The sequence below is a fragment of the Streptomonospora mangrovi genome (genome assembly GCF_027604915.1).
Taxonomy (GTDB): Bacteria; Actinomycetota; Actinomycetes; order Streptosporangiales; family Streptosporangiaceae; genus Streptomonospora; species Streptomonospora mangrovi.
Genome location: NZ_JAJAQC010000086.1, coordinates 1 through 16,874, shown reverse-complemented (window position 1 = coordinate 16,874; position 16,874 = coordinate 1). Strand labels below are relative to the sequence as shown.

Here is a 16,874-nt window from a genome sequence, read left to right as displayed (position 1 = left end):
CGGGCCGCACCCCCGCCGCCGGCGGGCTCCGCGCCCCGGCGCACGGCGCCGCGACCAGGGGCGCCCCGCCCGCGCGCGGCTCCCGCACGCCCCCGGCGCGGCGCCGCCGCGCCCGCCCGGGCACGGGCGGGGCCCCAAGGCGAAGTTTGAGATTCGCCACCGCGAGCGGGACAATCGGCGCTGCGGTCGCCCGCCGGTAGCCAGACCGGGTGGTTGGCACTGCTCCCCGATCCAGGACAGAAGGCGGTGGAATCGCATGCCGCACGCGCTCGATCCCCAGCGTGCCGCACAGCACGGCGGTGCCGTCATGCGGCTGGTCGACGAGATCTTCCCTCTGGTCGAGGGCTTCTACGTCGACCTGCACAAGAACCCCGAACTCTCCCACCAGGAGCACCGCACCGCCGGCGCCGTGGCCGAGTGGCTGGCCCGCGCCGGCTTCGAGGTCGCCACCGGGATCGGCGGCACCGGCGTCGTCGGCGTCCTGCGCAACGGCGAGGGCCCCACCGTGCTGCTGCGCGGCGACATGGACGCGCTGCCGGTCGAGGAGAAGACCGGGCTGCCCTACGCCAGCACCGCGCGCGGCGTGGACGACGAGGGCCGCGACGTGCCGATCATGCACGCCTGCGGCCACGACGCCCACACCGCCTGCCTGGTGGGCGCCGCCGACCTGCTGGCCGGGGCGCGCGACCACTGGCGCGGCACGCTGATGGTGGTCGCCCAGCCCGGCGAGGAGACCCTCGACGGCGCCGAGGCCATGCTGCGCGACGGCCTCTACACCCGCTTCGGCCGCCCTGACATCGTGCTGGGCCAGCACCTGGGCTCCCAGCCCGCCGGCATGGTCGCCCACCGCGCCGGCCCGCTGATGGCCGCCTCCACCCAGTTGCGGGTGCGGGTGTTCGGCACCGGCGGGCACGCCGCGCGGCCCGACGCCGCCGTGGACCCCGTGGTGATCGCCGCGAGCATCGTGACCCGGCTCCAGACCATCGTCGCGCGCGAGGTCAGCCCCAGCGAGATGGCGGTGGTGACCGTCGGGCGCATCAGCGCCGGCACCAAGGCCAACGTCATCCCCGACGAGGCGTTGCTGGAGATCGACACCCGCGCCCTCAACCCCGCCGTCACCGACCGCCTGCACGACGCCATCGACCGGATCGTGCGGGCCGAGGCCGCGGCCTCCGGCGCCCGCCGCGAACCCGAGATCACCGTGGTCCGCGAGACCGACATCACCGCCAACAGCCCCGAGGCCACCGCCCAGGTGCTGGCCGCCCACCGCGCCTACTTCGGCGACGGCTACGTGGTGGAGCTGCCCGAGCCGGTCACCGCCAGCGAGGACTTCGGCGCCTTCGGCCTGCCCGGCGACCCCGAGCCGGTGCCCTACGTCTACTGGTTCCTGGGCGGCACCCCCCACCAGGTGTGGGAGTCCGCGCCGGGCCAGACCCCCTACGAGAAGCTCCAGGCGGTGCCGGCCAACCACTCGCCGTTCTTCGCCCCCGACCGCGAACCCGTGCTGCGCGCCGGGCTGGCGGCGATGGCCGTGGGCGCCCTGGCCTACCTGGGCCGGGGCGAGGACCCGGTGCCCACCGGCGGGCAGGCCGCGTTCAGCGCCGCCGAGCCCCCGCCCGCGCCCGCCTCCACGGCCGCCGCGCCCGACTTCGCGCCCGCCGGCGGCCGGCCCGAGTTCCCGGCCACCCCCGCCCACGGCGGCGCGCCCCTCGGCGGCCCCGCCGAGCCCGCCGTGGCCCGGCCCGGCGACGCCGCGCCTTACGGCGACCCCTACCCGGCCGGCCCCGTCCCGCCGGGCCGGGTGCCGCCCACCGCCGCCTACCCCGACCCCCTGCCCGCGCCGGGCGCCCCCCTGCCGCCGCCGACCGGGCCGGCCGCGCCGGGCACGCCGCCGCCCCCGCCCGCCGGGTCCCCGGCCGGCACCGGGCCGCGCGGCGGCCACGCCCGCGTGGACGACGACGAGGGCGAGCCCACCGCCGCCACCGACATGGCCGACCACCTCGGCGACGACGACCCGCCCGCGCCTCCGGCGCCCTCGGCCGCGCCGCCGCAGGGGCCCGCGATCATGGCGCCGCCCCCGCAGGGTCCTCCGGTGGCCGCACCCCCGCCGCCCCCGCCGGGGGCGGCGCCCTACCCGCCCGGCGGCGACCGCGACACCGACCGCGACCGGGACCGCGACCGGGACGAACCGCCCTACTACGACCCCTCCGCGCGTTACGATTCCGGACAGGAACCCCCGCAGGACCCGCCCTACCGGCTGTAGGCCGGGCGCGCGGCAGCGGGGCCGGCGGCTGGGGCGGAGCGGTGCCGTATGGATGTCTCGCCGGACAGGCGGGCGGATCGGCCTCGGGGTCGGTGGCCGTGGCTGGGCCGGTGGGGCGACCCCCGGCGCGCCCGCGCCCTGCGCCACCCCGGCGAGAACACCGCGCTGTGGGTGTGCGTGGCCATCACCGCGCTGGCGGTGGTGGGCGCGGTCAACCGCGCGCTTGACGGCGACACAGGCCAGCCGCTGGTGCTGCTGACCATCCCGGCGCTGGTGTTCTTCGCGCGCGGCCAGCTCTACGCCCGCCAGCGGGTCAACGGGGTGCGGATCTCCCAGACCCAGTTCCCCGAGGCCCACCGGATGGTGGTCGACGCCGCCCGCGCCTTCGACCTGCCCCAGGTGCCCGACGCCTATGTGGTGGCGGGCAACGGCCACGTCAACGCGTTCGCCTCGGGCCACGGGTTCCGCCGGTTCGTGGCGGTGCACAGCGACCTGTTCGAGGTGGGCGGGCGGCTGGCCGACCCCGACGCGCTGCGGTTCGTGATCGGCCACGAGGTCGGCCACATCGCGGCCGGGCACACCTCGTTCTGGCGGCAGTTCGGGGTGTCGGTCGCCAACATCATCCCCGGCATCGGCGCCACCCTGAACCGCGCCCAGGAGTACACCGCCGACAACCACGCCTACGCGTTCTGCCCCGAGGGCATGGAGGGGCTGCGCGTGCTGGCCGCCGGCAAGTACCTCTACCGCGAGGTCGACTTCGCCGACATCGCCGCGCGCGCCCACACCGACCAGGGCCTGTTCGTGATGCTGGTCAACCTGCTCTCCAGCCACCCCGTCAACACGTGGCGGTTCCAGGCGCTGCTGGACCGCTCCCGCCCCGGGCGCCTGATCTAGCCGCCACCGGCCGCCCTCCCGTGGCGGGCGCGGCCCCGCGCGGGCGGCGCCCGCCGGCCCAACCGGGACACCCGGATGCGCGGCGGCCGTGCCCGGAAATGGCCGAAAACGGACGCGCACCAAAAGCCGACGTGCTTTTATGCGGCATTCGCGAGAGTAGGTCGCATGAGCGCAACCTAACGCTTCTACGATGCGCACATGTCGATCGATACCCTTCGCCTGGAACGAATCGAAACGGCGTCCCACCTGATCGACCCGATCTTCCGGGACACCCCGCAGATCTCCGACGACTCCTTCTCCCGCCTGCTGGAGCGCGAGACCCTGCTCAAAATAGAAACCCTCAATCCGATCCGCTCCTTCAAGGGCCGGGGCGCGGATTTCCTGCTCCGCGACACCGGCGAGAACCGCGCGATCGTGTGCGCCTCGGCCGGGAACTTCGGGCAGGCCATGGCCTATTCCGCCCGCCACCGCGGGCTGCCCGTGCACGTTTTCGTCCCCGCCGACACCAACCCGCTGAAGATCGCGCGCATGCGCGAACTGGGCGCCCGCGTGGTCGTCGGCGGCGCCGACTTCGACGCCGCCAAGGACGACGCCCTCGCCCACGCCGCCGGCCGCCAGGACTGCGTGTTCGTGGAGGACGGCGCCGTGCCCCACATCGCCGAGGGCGCCGGCACCATCGGGGTCGAACTCGCGCCGCTGCACCTGGACACCGTCGTGGTGCCGGTGGGCAACGGCGCGCTGATCTCCGGCATCGGCCGCTGGCTCAAGGAGTACTCCCGCACCACCCGGGTGGTGGGGGTGTGCGCGGCGGGCGCGCCCGCCATGGCGCACAGTTGGCGCACCGGGCGCCCGGTGGCCACGGCCACGGCGCGCACCGCCGCCGACGGCCTGGCGGTGCGCGTGGCCGTGCCCGAGGCGGTGGAGTGGATGCGCGGCGTCGTGGACGACATGGTCCTGGTGGACGACGACGAGATCTACGCCGCGCTGCGCCTGCTGCGCGACAGCCTCGGGCTCATCGTGGAGCCCTCGGCGGCCGTGGGCGTCGCCGCCATCGCCAACCGCGACATCCCCGGAACCCGGGTGGGCACCGTGCTCACCGGCAGCAACTTCGCCCCCGACCTCACCAAGTCCCTGTGAGCCCCGCGCGGCGCCCCGGCACCCGCGCCCGGGGTCCGCTCCGCTGACACCGCCCCGCCGGGTCCCGCCGGGCGCCCTCGCGCGCCCGGCGGGACCCGGCCCGCTCCGGGGCCGCTCACGCCTCGGACAGCGCCGCGCCGTAGCGCTCGGCCAGGTGCGCGGGCAGCGGCTCGTGCCGCAGGTAGGACCGGCTGAAGGTCCCGGTGCCGTGGGCCAGGGAGCGCAGGTCCACCGCGTAGCGGGTGATCTCCAACTGCGGGACCTCCGCGCGGATCAGCGTGCGGCCGTCCCCGGCCATCTCGGTGGCCACCACCCGTCCGCGCCGCGCCGACAGGTCGCTCATGACCGCGCCCATGTACTCCTCGTCCACGAGCACGCCGACCTCGTCCACCGGCTCCAGCATCGCGATGCGGCAGTGGTCGGCGGCGTCCTTGAGCGCCAGCCGGCCGGCCTTCTGGAAGGCCATGTCGGAGGAGTCCACCGAGTGCGCCTTGCCGTCGTACAGGGTCACCCGGATGTCCACCAGCGGGTGGCCGGTGCGCACCCCGCTCTCCATCTGCGCGCGGACGCCCTTCTCGACCGACGGGATGAACTGGCGCGGCACCACGCCGCCGACGATCCTGTCCACGAACTCCAGGCCCGAGCCCGAGGGCAGCGGCTCCACCTGGATGCGGCAGATGCCGTACTCGCCGTGGCCGCCGCTCTGCTTGACGTTGCGGCCCATGCCCTCGGCGGGCGCCGCGAACGTCTCGCGCAGCGGCACCCGCACCTCCTCGGTCGCCACCTCCACCCCGTGGCGGGCGGCGAGCCGGTGCAGGGCGACGTCGAGGTGGGCTTCGCCCATGCACCACAGCACCAGTTGGTGGGTCTCGGGGTTGACCTCGACCCGCAGGGTGACGTCCTCGGCGGCCAGCCGCGCCACGGCCTGGGCCAGCTTGTCCTCGTCGGAGCGGGTGGCGGCGCGCAGCGCCACCGGCAGCAGCGGGTCGGGGAACGTCCACGGCGGCATGCGCAGCGGGCGGTCCTTGTCGGAGAGCGTGTCGCCGGTCTCGGCGCGGGTCAGCTTGGCCACCGCGCACACGTCGCCGGCCACCACCTCGCCCACCGGCTCGCCGTGCTTGCCCAGTGGGGCCAGCAGCGCGCCGACGCGCTCGTCCACGTCGTGGTCGGCGTGGCCGCGCTCGGCCAGGCCGTGGCCGCACACGTGCACCACGGTGTCGGGGCGCAGGGTGCCGCTGAAGACGCGCACCAGGCTGACCCGGCCCACGTAGGGGTCGCTGACGGTCTTGACGACCTCGGCCAGCAGCGGGCCGTCGGGGTCGCAGGTCAGTTCGCGGCCCACGGGGCGGTCGTTGACGGTGGTGACGTCGGGCAGCGGGCGCTCGGCGGGCGAGGGCGTGGCGCGCGGCAGCTCCTCCAGGAGTTCGGGCACGCCCACGCCCCGGGTGGCCGAGACCGCCAGCACCGGGTGGAACCCGCCGCGCGCGACGGCGGCCTCCAGGTCGGCGATGAGCATCGCGGGGTCGAGGTCGGCGCCCTCCATGTAGCGGTCCATGAGGGTTTCGTCCTCGCTCTCCTGGATCACCCCCTCGATGAGCGCGTCGCGCAGCGGGGCCGCGCGCTCCCAGACGTCCTCGGGCGGCGCGGCCTCGACCCGCTCGGGGCCGGTGTAGTCGTGGTAGCGGCGGGAGATGAGGCCCAGCAGCCCCGCCACGGTGCGGTTGTCGCCCTCGCCGGTGAACACCGGCAGGTAGGCGGGCTGCACGCCGTCGCCGAACGCGGCGCGGCACTGCTCCACCACGCCGTCGAAGTCGGCGCGGTGGTGGTCGATGCGGGTGACGGCGACGGCGCGCGGGATCCCGATCGCGGCGCACTCGCGCCACAGCAGCCGGGTGCGGCCGTCCACGCCGTCGACCGCCGAGACCACGAACAGCGCGGCGTCGGCGGCGCGCAGCCCGGCGCGCAGGTCGCCGACGAAGTCGGCGTAGCCGGGGGTGTCGAGCAGGTTGACCTTGACACCGCCCGCCGACACCGGGGCCACGGTGAGGTTCACGGAGCGCTTCTGCCGGATCTCGACGTCGTCGTGGTCGCTGACGGTGGTGCCCTCCTCGACGCGGCCCATGCGGGTCGTCGCGCCGGAGGCGTGCAGCAGGGCCTCGACCAGGGTCGTCTTTCCCGCGCCGGAGGGGCCGACCAGCACCACGTTGCGGATCTTCGCCGGGTGGTCGGCCCTGGGTGCCCTGCCGGCGGTCGCTGGACCGGATTTGTCCGCCATGCTCTGCCACCTTCCTTGTTCGGCCGGGCCGCGCGCGGCCCGGGGCCGCGTGGCGGTGCCGCCGGGCGGGGCGGGCCGCCGCGCGGACGGACGCCGACGCTCCGCGTCGGTGTGACGCGGAACACTTTCCACAGTCGCCCGTTGCGGCAGATATCACAAGGGGGACATGTGCCGACACGCCGGGGTGCCCGCGCAGGTCCGGGGCGCCCTTCGCGCGCGCGGAGGCGCTGCGTGCGGGCGGGAGCGCGGCCGGGGCGCGGTGTGAGACGCGCCTCCGGACCGTCCCAAACGTGCGGAGCGGGCGGCCGGATCTCTTAGGGTGTGGCCGTGCTGTGGTCCGAGAGCATTCCCGAGTTCGGCGCGGTCGCCACGGTGGTGGCGGTCGTGCTCGTGGTCTACGCCGCCGTCGGCGAGCCGCTCCTGGGCCGCCTGGCCTTCGCCTGGCTGCGCCGCCGCCGCGAGTCCGACCCCCGGGCGCTGGTGCGCTTCTACCAGTTCACGGTGGCGATCCAGGCGGCCTGGACCGCGCTGATCGCGGTCGCCGCCTTCCTGGCGACCGACCTCACCCCGGCCCACCTGGGCCTGCGCCTGCCCACGGTGTGGGGGCCGTTCCTGGCGGCCGGGCTGGGGTTCGGCCTGGCGATGCTGGTGGTGTGGCTGATCACCCGCGACCGCGAAACCGGCCGGTCGCGCTCCCGCCGGGGCGGCGGCCCCGCCGCCCCGCCCCTGCCCCCGCCGCCCGACCCGGGCCAGGTGCTGGCCGTCCTGAGCCCGCGCACCCGCGCCGAGCGCCGCTGGGCGGGGGTGCTGGCGGTGACGGCGGGCGTGTCCGAGGAGCTGCTGTACCGCGCCTTCCTGGTGGCTTTCGGCGCGGCACTGGGCCTACCGGTATGGCTCGCCGCCGTCGTGGCGTGCGTCCTGTTCGCGGTGGCCCACATCTACCAGGGCTGGTGGGGCCTGGTGGGTCCGGGGCTGCTGGGCGCCCTGTTCATGGTGCTGTTCCTGGGCACCGGAAGCCTGCTGATACCCGTGATCCTGCACATCCTGGTAGACCTGCGCTCCCTACTGCTGAGCGGCAGCGGCCGCCGCCACCGCACCCGAGCCCTGTAGTGCCCTGGCCGGGGGCTCGTGGTCGTCATCCCGGGCTGTGCGCCTGGCGCGGCGGTGGCCGCCGCGCCAGCTCTGTAGCGTCGGGGGGTAAGGGGACTAGAGTTCGGCCGACTTGACGGCCACCAGGAACGCGGCCCACTCGGCAGAGGGGACGCCCAGGTGTCCGGCGTCGCGGTTCTGCGTGTCCCGGATGTCGGCCCCAGCCGCGTGCTCGCGGACCTCTACGCAGTTCTCAGCGCCCGCGCTGTAGCGGCTCTTGTGCCACCTCTGCTCATACATGTTGCTCATGCTCCTCGATCATCGCGCACAGATGCTCCACCGTTTCGCGCGTGCCCCGCGCGTTTGCCTGGAGGGTACTGAACGACATACCGGTATGCCGGACAGTCTCGGGGTCATCCGTCGCTTGGCCACGATAAACGCTTTCGACATGCACCGTATCGGGGGCCGACGCCGACGACAGCAATGAGAACGGGCCGGAAAGACCAGCGTGCGGCCACGAGGCGAACGGATACGTCTGAATCATGACACGGCCCGATCTCACGCGCTCCACCAGGGATCGGAGTTGGGAAGCCATGATCGCGGGTGAACCCACAGGCCGGGTGATGACTGAGTCGTCTATGACGACGTGGTAGTGCGGCGTCGGCCCGTCCAGAACGCGTGCTGATGCGCGCATCCGTTGCTCTACCTTGTCGGTCACACTCTCTGGAGTTCGCCACGGAGCCCCAGCACTCACCACGGCACGTGCGTAGTCCTCCGTCTGAAGCAGTCCTGGAACGAGCACCGGATGCCATTCGCGGATGATCTCTGCTTCCGCCTGTAGTTCCACGAGATTGTCCAGCCAATCCGTGGGGCCGTCTTCGTACAGATCGTCGTAGAGCCGGACGAGTCGCCCGTTGGCGCCCAATTTCTCATCGGCCGCACGTACGTCCGTCGCCGACATGCGGCGGTATCCACCCTCCACATTGCTGATGTGGCTGTCGCTTCGCCCAATGGCTCGGCCTAGAACGGCTTGTGTCATCCCCGTCTTATCACGTGCCGACGAAAGCGCACGACCAAATCGGACATGTCGCACATCCTTCTGCTGCTTGAGCATGTGGCCATCGTGGCAGCTCGTGCAGGTCGTGTCCACGGAACTTTCAAGAATTCCACGCTCGTATTCAGCTTCCTTCGGCATACTGTTCGGGCTTCCCTGGCACTTCCCCGGCGTCCATCGTGGGCATGTGGCCGAATCGGCCGACCACGAGAACGCGAGCGCCGAAACCGAATGGGGTTTTCGCCTTCGTGTGCGACTGGCCGCTAATCAAAACGGCCCTGCCGGTGACGCGAACACCGAACAGGGCCTTGATCCCCGACCTGGGATAGCAGGTGGAGACCCATGCGAAACCCTATACGCCCCGCAACGCCCTATACGCCCCGGCACAGCACGCGGTATCAACCGCGCCATGCACGCCGTGGTCGTATTCGTCCCTACTTCTGGTGGAGCCGCCGCCCCGAGCTTTTGGGGGAGCGATGACGACCCCGCCCGTCCTGGTGACCTCACGGGTCTTCTACGCGCACCCGGCCTCCGTCGCCGACGCGCGGCACTGGATGGTCGCCTCGCTGAACACCGCCGGGATCGCGGTCCCCGAGGAGCGCCGGGCGGCGGCGGTGCTGCTGTGCTCCGAGGCCACCACCAACGCCGTCCTGCACACCACCGACACCACCTGGTTCCGCGTCTTCCTCCACGCCTACCCCGGACGCATCGCCGTCCAGGTGGAGGACACCGGAGGCCCGACCCGCCCCACCCTGATGACCGCCGCCCCCACCGACGAGCACGGGCGCGGCCTCGGTCTGATCGACCACCTCGCCGACGAGTGGGGACCACGCCCCACAGGCCCCGGCATCTACTACGTCATCACCTGGAGCACCCAGGAGGTATACGCATGAGCAACCACGCGCGCGGGCCGTCGGCGTCGCTCACCTTCTCCCGCGAAGACGATCACGCGTTCACCCTGCACCTGGCCCCCGGCATCCACGTCGAGGTCCCCCTGCGCGCCGAGGACGACCCCCAAGCCTGGCTGGCCGCGCTGAGCAGATGCGCCGACATCGCCCAGCACTGCGACCGCCGCCGGGCCGCGCGCCACGCCACGCGTGACTGACCGCCGCCCCGCCGCGGCCCACAAGCGCGGCGGCTGACTCTGGAGGGGGAGACAGCCGCCGCTCGCAGGGACCGCCCCCCGCCCCCCGGGGGGCGGTCCCTCGCACACATCCGGAAACTCAAGGAGAAGGCGTGCCCCGTCCGCATTCGGCGCGGCGGGTTGCCCGTGGTCGGCCGTTCAGTCGGGGCGGCGGACCAGGATCGCCGCGACCGGGAGGCACAGTGCCACCGCCGTGGCGGCCAGGGCGAAGGCCGGGCCGTAGCCCGCCGCCTGCACCGCCAGACCCACGATGACCGCGCCCAGTCCGGCGCCGCCGTCGTAGCCGATGTTCCACACCGCGCTCGCGGTGCCGTAGCCCCGGGGGCCGGACCGGCGGAACATCACCACCAGGGTGTCGTTCTGCACCGCGCCGAAGCCCGCGCCGAACAGGGCCGCGCCCGCCACGGCCGCCGCCGCGCCCAGGGCGCCCGGCCCCTCCCAGCCCGGCCCGGCGGGCCAGAGCGCCGCAGCGGCCAGGCCCATGCCGACCGCCGTCATCGCGGTCGCGGGCACCAGCACGGCGATCCGGCGGCGCCGGTCGCTCAGCGCGCCCGCCGCCCACCGGCCCGCCACCGACAGCAGCCCGTAGGCCAGCAGCGCGGCGAACACCACCGTCGCGGCCTCCTCCAGCGGGATCGCCAGGAACGTCACGACGGCGCTGGAGGACAGCGCGCACACCAGCATCAGCAACAGGGGAGCGGCCAGGCGGGCGTGGGCGCGCGGGCCGCGCGCCGCCGGTGCGGCGGCGGCCGGACCGGCGGGACCGGCCGGACTCGGCGGTTCCGCCGGGCCGGCTGATCCCGGCGAACCCGCTGATCCCGTGGGACCCGCCGCTCCCGCTACTCCCGACTGACCGGCCGCTTCCGCCGCTCCCTTTTGTCCCGGCGACTCGCCGGACGCCATCGCGCCCGAGCCCGCCATAAGCCAGATCCCCGCAGCGGCGAGCGCGCCCGCCACCGGGGCGGCGCCCGCCGCCCAGAACACCGCGTCGAAACCGAGGTTGAGCGCCGCCCACACCCCGCCCGACAGGAACGCCACGTGCGGCAGCCCCACCGCCATGCCGTAGTAGCCCGCCGCGCGGCCGATCTGGTCGGGCGGCACCAGCCGCGCGGCCAGGGCCGAGCCCACCACGGTCACCATGCCGAACCCCACGCCGCGCAGACCCGACACGGCCAGCAGCAGCCCGAGGTCGGTGGTCAGCCCCAGCAGGGGCGCGGGCGCGCCCAGCAGCAGCGCGCCCACCGGGAACGTCCAGCGGTACCCGCCGTGGTCCAGCAGCCACGGCATCGCCAACTGCGTGAGCACCGTGGTCCCCATGAACACCGCCGTGGTGGCGCCAGCGCCCAGTTCCCCGGCGCCCCCGCGCGCCGCCCACAGCGGCACCACCGGCAGCAGCAGCACATACCCGGCGAAGCTGAGCACGCTGGCCAGCACGAGCAGCCGGAACCCCCACCCGCGCAGGCCGTGGTGCTGCGGGCCGGGCCGCGCGGCGGAGGTCATCCGGACATCGGAGGTCTGGGGCATCGTCTCTTTCCGGTGGCGATGGCGTGGACGGGGGTGATGGGCGAAGGGCGACGGGTGGGGGCGGGACAGGTCAGGGCGCGGGCTCGGCGGGGGCCAGGCTGGGCTGGAGCCACTGGGCGACCCGCGCGGCGCACTCAGGCGTCACGGCGCGCTCGGCGTGGCCCATGCCCGGCTCGATCCACAGCTCCTTGGGCTCGCGGGCGGCGTCGTGCAGCCGGTGGGCGTGCTCCACCGGGAAGTAGGCGTCGGCGTCGCCGTGCACCACCAGCAGCGGCGCGGGCGACACCCGCGGCGCGAGCTCGGTGGGGTCGGGCGGGACGGGGTCCCAGTCGGTGTCGATGACCCGCACCTTGCGCGCCACCCGCAGGAACCAGCGCCCCACCGGGCGCTCCACCCCGAAGTGCAGCAGCCGCATCCGGCGGCTCCCCCGGTAATACCACATGCTCGGCCCGCTGACCGCGACGACCGCGCGCACACCCCCGAACATGGCGGCGTGGCGCACCACCACCGCCGCGCCCATGGAGAACCCCACGGTGGCGATCCGGGTGTAGCCGCGTTCCCGCAGGTGCGCCACCACGGCCTCGACGTCGTGGACCTCCAGGTTGCCCACCGTGCACAGCCCGCCGGACTCGCGGTGGCCGCGGAAGTCGAAGGTCATGACGTCGGCGATGCCCAGCAGGTGCCGGGCGACCCGCTTGGTGCCGGGGTTGCGCCAGGTGCCGGTGAACCCGTTGGCCAGCACCACCGCGGCGGTGCCCGAGGAGTCCCCGCGCAGCAGCGCGGTGTCGAGGTCGACGCCGTCGGAGGTGGTGAGGCGCCGCCGCTCGGGCTCGGACAGCGGCGCGGGACGTGGCGGTGCATCGGTCATGACCACCATCGTGCCTGACGGTCCCCGCCCACGTCAGGGCGGGAGGCACGACCACGCGGGGGCGGGCGCGCACCACGGGCGGCCCGGGGGCGGGCACCTCCGGACGGCGTCCCGGCGGGGACGGGGACGCGGGCCGGACCGCGCCGCGACCCGCGTCCCCCGACGTCACCGGCCGGACCCGCCGCCGTCCCGTCCGTCAGTAGGACGAGATGTGCACGTGGTCGTAGTGGTTGGCGGTGATGCTGCCGCGGTCGTTCATCATCTCCCACCCGGCCCCGGGGTTGGCCGAGTGCCAGATGCGCTGCTCCCAGATGATGTACATCACGCCGAGGCGGTCGGCGTTGGCCTGGGCGTACTCGGCGATCTGCTGGCCCAGCGCCCGGTTGGCCTCGGTCGGGGTGGCGCCGCCCGCGCTCATCATGAAGTCGCAGGCGCGGCCCGACCCGTGCTCCCCGGGGTCGCCGGGGCGCAGGCAACCCACCGGGTAGGGGGCGCCGAAGTTGCTGACGATGTCGTCGCGGATGGCGGCCATGCGCGGCGTGGCGCCGTCCCAGCCCGGCCCCATGGCGCTGGCGGGCACCGACCCCGTGCCGGGGGTCTCGGGGACCTGCTCCTCCTCGTAGCGCTCGATCTTGGCCAGGACCTCGTCGCGCTGGGACTCCAGCTCCTCGACCAGCTCCTCGGCCTCCTGGAGCTTGTCGTCGGCCTTCTCGGCGGCCTCCTCGCGCTCGGCGCGGAGGTCGGTGAGGGACTCGACGCGCTCGCCGTGGCTGACGGTGACGCGGTTGGCCATGGCGGCGTCGTCGAGCATGTCCTGCGGGTTGCTGCTCAGCGCGACCTCGATGCCGGGGTCCAGCCCCGAGCCCATGTACTGGCCGGCCGCCAGCACCGCGACCTCCTCGCGGTTGCGGGCGAGTTCGTCCTCGACATCGTTCAGCCGGCGCCGCGCCTGCTCCACCTCGTCCTTGGCGTCGTGGTAGGTGATCAGCTCGGTGTCGTACTCCTCCTCCAGCGCCTCGGCCCGGGCGGTCAGCTCGTCGATGTCGGGCTCGTCGTCCTGGGGGTCGGCGTAGGAGGTGGCGGGCATGAGCAGGGCGGTGCCGATGGCCAGCGCGGGCAGCAGGAGCGCGCGCCGGCGCGATCGTGCGGGTGCTGAAGTGTGCATGAGGGTCACCTGGTGTCGGGAGCGGACCGGTCGGGGGGCGACACGTGGTGCGCGGGGTGCGCGCGGTCCGCGCGGTGCTGGAGCAGACGATACGAGATCGGGTCGTTACCCCGCCAGCCGCGCACGGTGACGGGCCGCCCGGCGGCCGTCGCGGGGGCGCGTGCGGCGTCCCGCCCGAGGGCGCGGCGCGCCCGGCCCGGCGCCCCGGCCGTCAGGAGGCGCCGCCGAACCCGCTGGGCAGGCGCTGGGCGGCGGGCGGCGGGGTGCCGCGGTTGAGGAACCACGGCGCCTGGCGGACGGCGCGCATGGCGGTCCGGCGGGTGTCGCGGTCGAGGCGGTCGAGGTACAGCACGCCGTCGAGGTGGTCGACCTCGTGCTGGAGGCAGCGGGCCATCAGGCCCTCGCCCCGCACGGTGACCGGCTCGTTGCGGAGGTCCACCCCGGTGACGGTGGCGCGCAGCGCCCGCCGGGTGGGGAACCCGAGTTCGGGCACCGACAGGCAGCCCTCCTCGCCGTCCTGGACTTCGTCGGACAGCTCGGCGATCTCGGGGTTGATGACGTAGCCGACGCGGCCCTCGACGTTGTAGCTGAACGCCCGCAGGCCCACCCCGATCTGGGTGGCCGCGACCCCGGCGTGGCCGGGGTCGTCGACGGTGTCGAGGAGGTCGCGGATGAGCGCCTCGGTGTGGCGGCCGAACGAGGTGATGGGGGCTGTGGGGGTCACCAGGACGGGGTCGCCGAAGTAGACGATGGGGCGCTTGCTCATGGCTGACAGCCTAGCCGCCGCGCCCCCGCCGGGTGGCCGCCGTCCACAGGCGGGGGAGGCCGCCGCGCATGCGGCGCCGCGGCCGTTCGGGCGCGGCGAGGGCTCAGGCGGGCCGGGGGCTCAGGGCGTCGTCCAGCACCATCTCGATGTAGTCCAGCGCGGCCCTGCGGCGGGCCGGGCCGCTGGCGTAGAGCGAGGGCTGGGCGGTGCCCCGGCGCACCCGCAGGCACTCGTTGACGATCCGCTGCCAGCGCTCGGGGAAGGTGTGCAGCGCGTACATGCCCGCGCGGGTCTTGGAGGTGATCTCGCCGGTGCGCAGGGTGAAGTGCAGCCGGCTGACGCTCAGCACGCTCCACGAGGGCGCCAGCGACCCCAGGGCGGCCAGGCCGCGCGGGGTGACGAGGCGGCCGGCCTTGGCGCGCCAGCGGCGCCAGTGCTCGTCGAGGTTGCCGAAGGACCACGCGCGCAGGCTGGCGGGGTTGTCCCACACGTCCAGCTCCACCGGCAGCGGCCCGCGCACGGTGACACCGCGCTCGGCCAGGACGTGCCAGGTGACGGGGTTGACGTCGGCGGTCGAGCGCTCCCGGAACCGGCCGCCGGTGACCGCCGCCACGGGGCCGCACGCCCCGGGGTCCTCGGCGAGGTCCTCCCAGGTGACGTGGATGCCGTTGAACTGGGGGTGGGGGACCTGGGTGCGGGTGCGGGCGTGGGCGCGCCGCAGCGCGTCGCGGTCGGAGTCGGTGGCGCGCCGGGAGGTCACCACCACGAAGTCGACGTCGCTGGCATGGGGGCGGAAGTCGCCCAGCGCCACGGAGCCGGTCAGGTAGAGGCCCTGCACCAGTCCGGGCGCCGCGTCGTCCGCGTGGTGCAGGAACGCCTCGGTCAGGGTTCGCACGCGCGGGTGGATCGCCATGTGGTCTCCAGTGTGGTCGAGCAGCGGGGGTCGCGATCCCGCCGGGATCCGCGAGGCGGCGGCGGGCGGCCGGGGTCGGTCAGACCGGTCGTGGGGCGCCCGTGGGGCCGCCGGAGCGGTCCGGGAAGCGTTCCGGCAGGTCGCGTCCCTTGTCCTTCAGTCTGGGAGGGCCTACCCCGGCAAAGCAAGCCATCACGCCGGATCCGCACCCAGTCTCCCGCACGGGGGTGGTGGCAGGTTGTCGGCGAACAGGGGTGTGCGCACCCTTGCGCTCAGAGATTGGATGTGGTATGTACTCTTGCGGCCTTCGGGGGAAGGGTGCGGTATTGGCGCCGGAATGGCGTTTCGCGCGCGTCGGCGCCGTTCTGAGCGGTGGGACACCGCTCCCGAATGCGGCGGATCCGCCCAGTTCAGGGCCTGGGGGAAGTCGTGGTGATTCTTTGCGAATGCCTTTGCGCGGGCGGGGTGGGAATAAAACGTCCTACAACGGGTAGTCATCCCATTGTGTTTCCGCGGTATTCAATTGGTGCCTTCGCATTGACCATTACCCGGTCCGCGCTCCTCTATAGAGAACCCGGCCATTGGCCGGTCCCGCCTGCGGCGCCGCGCGATCCTCGGCCGTGCGGTGCTTCCGGTAGTGACGAGCGCGACTCCGGCAGCCATGGAAAAGCGGGGCGCCAGCGGTTAGCATCCTTCATGAGCCTGCCAACGGTCAGTATCCGCGAACCCGCCACCTGGGAACACGTCTTCCGCCCGGCGAAGTTCGGGAACTTAACCCCCTATCCACTGCGCTCTTTTCCTTCCCGTGCTCTGTTTTCGCGTGCGTAACACGAGGTCATTCAGGCGAAACCGCCGCTCCTTAGGCTGTCCCATGAGGATCGGCGTTCTCGGCGATTTCTAAGGAGATTCATATGGTGCCGACCATGGTGCTCGTAGCGGACGACTCCCAGGACACCGACCGCGCCGAGGCGCTGCTCGGCCTGGCCGACGCCGTCGCCCGCCGCGGCGAGGCCCCCGTCGTGCCCGCCTTCGGCTCCGACCGCGAGGTCAACCGCGCCGTCCGCTCCGTGGACGGCCCGATGGTCGTCGTGCCGGCCTACGTCGCCGGCGGCGACCACGCCAGCTCCAAGGTGCTCGCCGGCCTCGACCTCGGCGGCCGGTTCGACGCCCTGCACACCGCCCCCCTGGGCGCGGTGCCCTCCATCGTCGGCGACCTCGCCGGCCGCCTGCTGGCCACCGGCTGGACCGCCGGCGACGGCGTCGTGCTCGCCGCCGACGGCAGCCCCGGCCAGGACGAGCGCCAGGCCGTCACCGACGTCGCCCGGATGCTCAGCCGCCGCCTGGGCTCGCCGGTGCAGGTGGGCTACCTCAACTCCTGGGCGCCCTCGGTGGGCGACGCCGTGGAGCGGCTGCGCCGCAACGGCCGCGACCGCGTGGCCGTGGCCACCTGGCGCCTGGTCGAGGACCGCGACTACGAGCGGCTGCTCGACCTCGGCGCCGCCAGCGTCACCGCGCCGCTGTGGCCCTCCGAGATCGTGGTGGACTCCCTGCTGGCCCAGCACCGCGCCGCCAAGGCCCGCCTGGCGGCCTGAGGCCCCGCGCCGCCCGGCGCGCGCCGCCGGCCCCCGGTCGCGAGCGCTCCACTCAGCGGGCGAACGCGGGTCCCGGTCGTCGAGGACCGGCGCCCGCGCCCGCCCGGTGGGACCTCCCCCACCCGCGCGACCGCACCACCGGCCCCGCCGCCCGCCGCACCGCAAGCCACCGGCCCGGCCCCCCGGGGCC

Annotated in this window: 15 protein-coding genes; 7 read left to right on the top strand and 8 right to left on the bottom strand. The window is 74.3% G+C overall.

Going from position 1 to position 16,874, the window contains the following annotated elements:
• Positions 1-256: 256 nt before the first annotated feature.
• The 3 genes from LG943_RS26635 to LG943_RS26625 all read left to right on the top strand — a co-directional run bounded on the left by LG943_RS26635 (position 257) and on the right by LG943_RS26625 (position 4,294).
• Positions 257-2,263, top strand: a complete 2,007-nt coding sequence (locus LG943_RS26635; protein ID WP_270075135.1) for an amidohydrolase — start codon at positions 257-259, stop codon at positions 2,261-2,263.
• 48 nt (positions 2,264-2,311) lie between these two features.
• A complete protein-coding gene (locus LG943_RS26630; protein ID WP_270075134.1) occupies positions 2,312-3,157 on the top strand; it encodes a M48 family metallopeptidase in 846 nt (281 codons plus the stop codon).
• Between the two features lie 198 nt (positions 3,158-3,355).
• The gene (locus tag LG943_RS26625; protein WP_270075133.1) at positions 3,356-4,294 is read left to right on the top strand and encodes a threonine ammonia-lyase; all 939 of its coding nucleotides are present in this window, start codon (positions 3,356-3,358) and stop codon (positions 4,292-4,294) included.
• Between the two features lie 115 nt (positions 4,295-4,409).
• Here LG943_RS26625 and LG943_RS26620 read toward each other — a convergent pair whose 3' ends face one another.
• Positions 4,410-6,569, bottom strand: a complete 2,160-nt coding sequence (locus LG943_RS26620; protein ID WP_270075132.1) for an elongation factor G-like protein EF-G2 — start codon at positions 6,567-6,569, stop codon at positions 4,410-4,412.
• Positions 6,570-6,896: 327 nt separating this feature from the next.
• Between LG943_RS26620 and LG943_RS26615 the strand changes: the two genes are divergently transcribed.
• Positions 6,897-7,679: a CPBP family intramembrane glutamic endopeptidase gene (locus LG943_RS26615; protein ID WP_270075131.1), complete on the top strand. Its 783-nt coding sequence runs from the start codon at positions 6,897-6,899 to the stop codon at positions 7,677-7,679.
• 96 nt (positions 7,680-7,775) lie between these two features.
• Here LG943_RS26615 and LG943_RS26610 read toward each other — a convergent pair whose 3' ends face one another.
• Both LG943_RS26610 and LG943_RS26605 read right to left on the bottom strand, forming a co-directional pair.
• Positions 7,776-7,958 (bottom strand): DUF397 domain-containing protein, encoded by a 183-nt coding sequence (locus LG943_RS26610; RefSeq protein ID WP_408648662.1) that lies wholly within the window; start codon positions 7,956-7,958, stop codon positions 7,776-7,778.
• Positions 7,951-8,772: a helix-turn-helix domain-containing protein gene (locus LG943_RS26605; RefSeq protein ID WP_270075129.1), complete on the bottom strand. Its 822-nt coding sequence runs from the start codon at positions 8,770-8,772 to the stop codon at positions 7,951-7,953. Before LG943_RS26605 ends, LG943_RS26610 begins: the two co-directional genes overlap by 8 nt.
• Before the next feature lie 416 nt (positions 8,773-9,188).
• On the opposite strand from LG943_RS26605, the gene LG943_RS26600 reads away from it, so the two are divergent.
• Both LG943_RS26600 and LG943_RS26595 read left to right on the top strand, forming a co-directional pair.
• Complete coding sequence (locus LG943_RS26600; protein WP_270075128.1) at positions 9,189-9,605, top strand: ATP-binding protein; 417 nt, start codon at positions 9,189-9,191, stop codon at positions 9,603-9,605.
• The gene (locus tag LG943_RS26595; protein ID WP_270075127.1) at positions 9,602-9,817 is read left to right on the top strand and encodes a hypothetical protein; all 216 of its coding nucleotides are present in this window, start codon (positions 9,602-9,604) and stop codon (positions 9,815-9,817) included. Before LG943_RS26600 ends, LG943_RS26595 begins: the two co-directional genes overlap by 4 nt.
• A 177-nt stretch (positions 9,818-9,994) precedes the next feature.
• Here LG943_RS26595 and LG943_RS26590 read toward each other — a convergent pair whose 3' ends face one another.
• The 5 genes from LG943_RS26590 to LG943_RS26570 all read right to left on the bottom strand — a co-directional run bounded on the left by LG943_RS26590 (position 9,995) and on the right by LG943_RS26570 (position 15,092).
• Positions 9,995-11,380 carry an MFS transporter gene (locus LG943_RS26590; RefSeq protein ID WP_270075126.1) on the bottom strand — a complete coding sequence of 462 codons (1,386 nt, stop codon included), beginning with the start codon at positions 11,378-11,380 and terminating at the stop codon, positions 9,995-9,997.
• Positions 11,381-11,450: 70 nt separating this feature from the next.
• Positions 11,451-12,248 (bottom strand): alpha/beta hydrolase family protein, encoded by a 798-nt coding sequence (locus LG943_RS26585; protein WP_270075125.1) that lies wholly within the window; start codon positions 12,246-12,248, stop codon positions 11,451-11,453.
• Positions 12,249-12,444: 196 nt separating this feature from the next.
• Positions 12,445-13,413, bottom strand: a complete 969-nt coding sequence (locus LG943_RS26580; RefSeq protein ID WP_270075124.1) for a coiled-coil domain-containing protein — start codon at positions 13,411-13,413, stop codon at positions 12,445-12,447.
• Between the two features lie 211 nt (positions 13,414-13,624).
• Positions 13,625-14,179 carry a peptide deformylase gene (gene def, locus LG943_RS26575; RefSeq protein ID WP_270075123.1) on the bottom strand — a complete coding sequence of 185 codons (555 nt, stop codon included), beginning with the start codon at positions 14,177-14,179 and terminating at the stop codon, positions 13,625-13,627.
• A 103-nt stretch (positions 14,180-14,282) separates the two neighbouring features.
• Positions 14,283-15,092 (bottom strand): nucleotidyltransferase domain-containing protein, encoded by an 810-nt coding sequence (locus LG943_RS26570; RefSeq protein ID WP_270075122.1) that lies wholly within the window; start codon positions 15,090-15,092, stop codon positions 14,283-14,285.
• Between the two features lie 911 nt (positions 15,093-16,003).
• Here LG943_RS26570 and LG943_RS26565 point away from each other — a divergent pair.
• Positions 16,004-16,684 carry a sirohydrochlorin chelatase gene (locus LG943_RS26565; protein ID WP_270075121.1) on the top strand — a complete coding sequence of 227 codons (681 nt, stop codon included), beginning with the start codon at positions 16,004-16,006 and terminating at the stop codon, positions 16,682-16,684.
• Positions 16,685-16,874 lie beyond the last annotated feature (190 nt).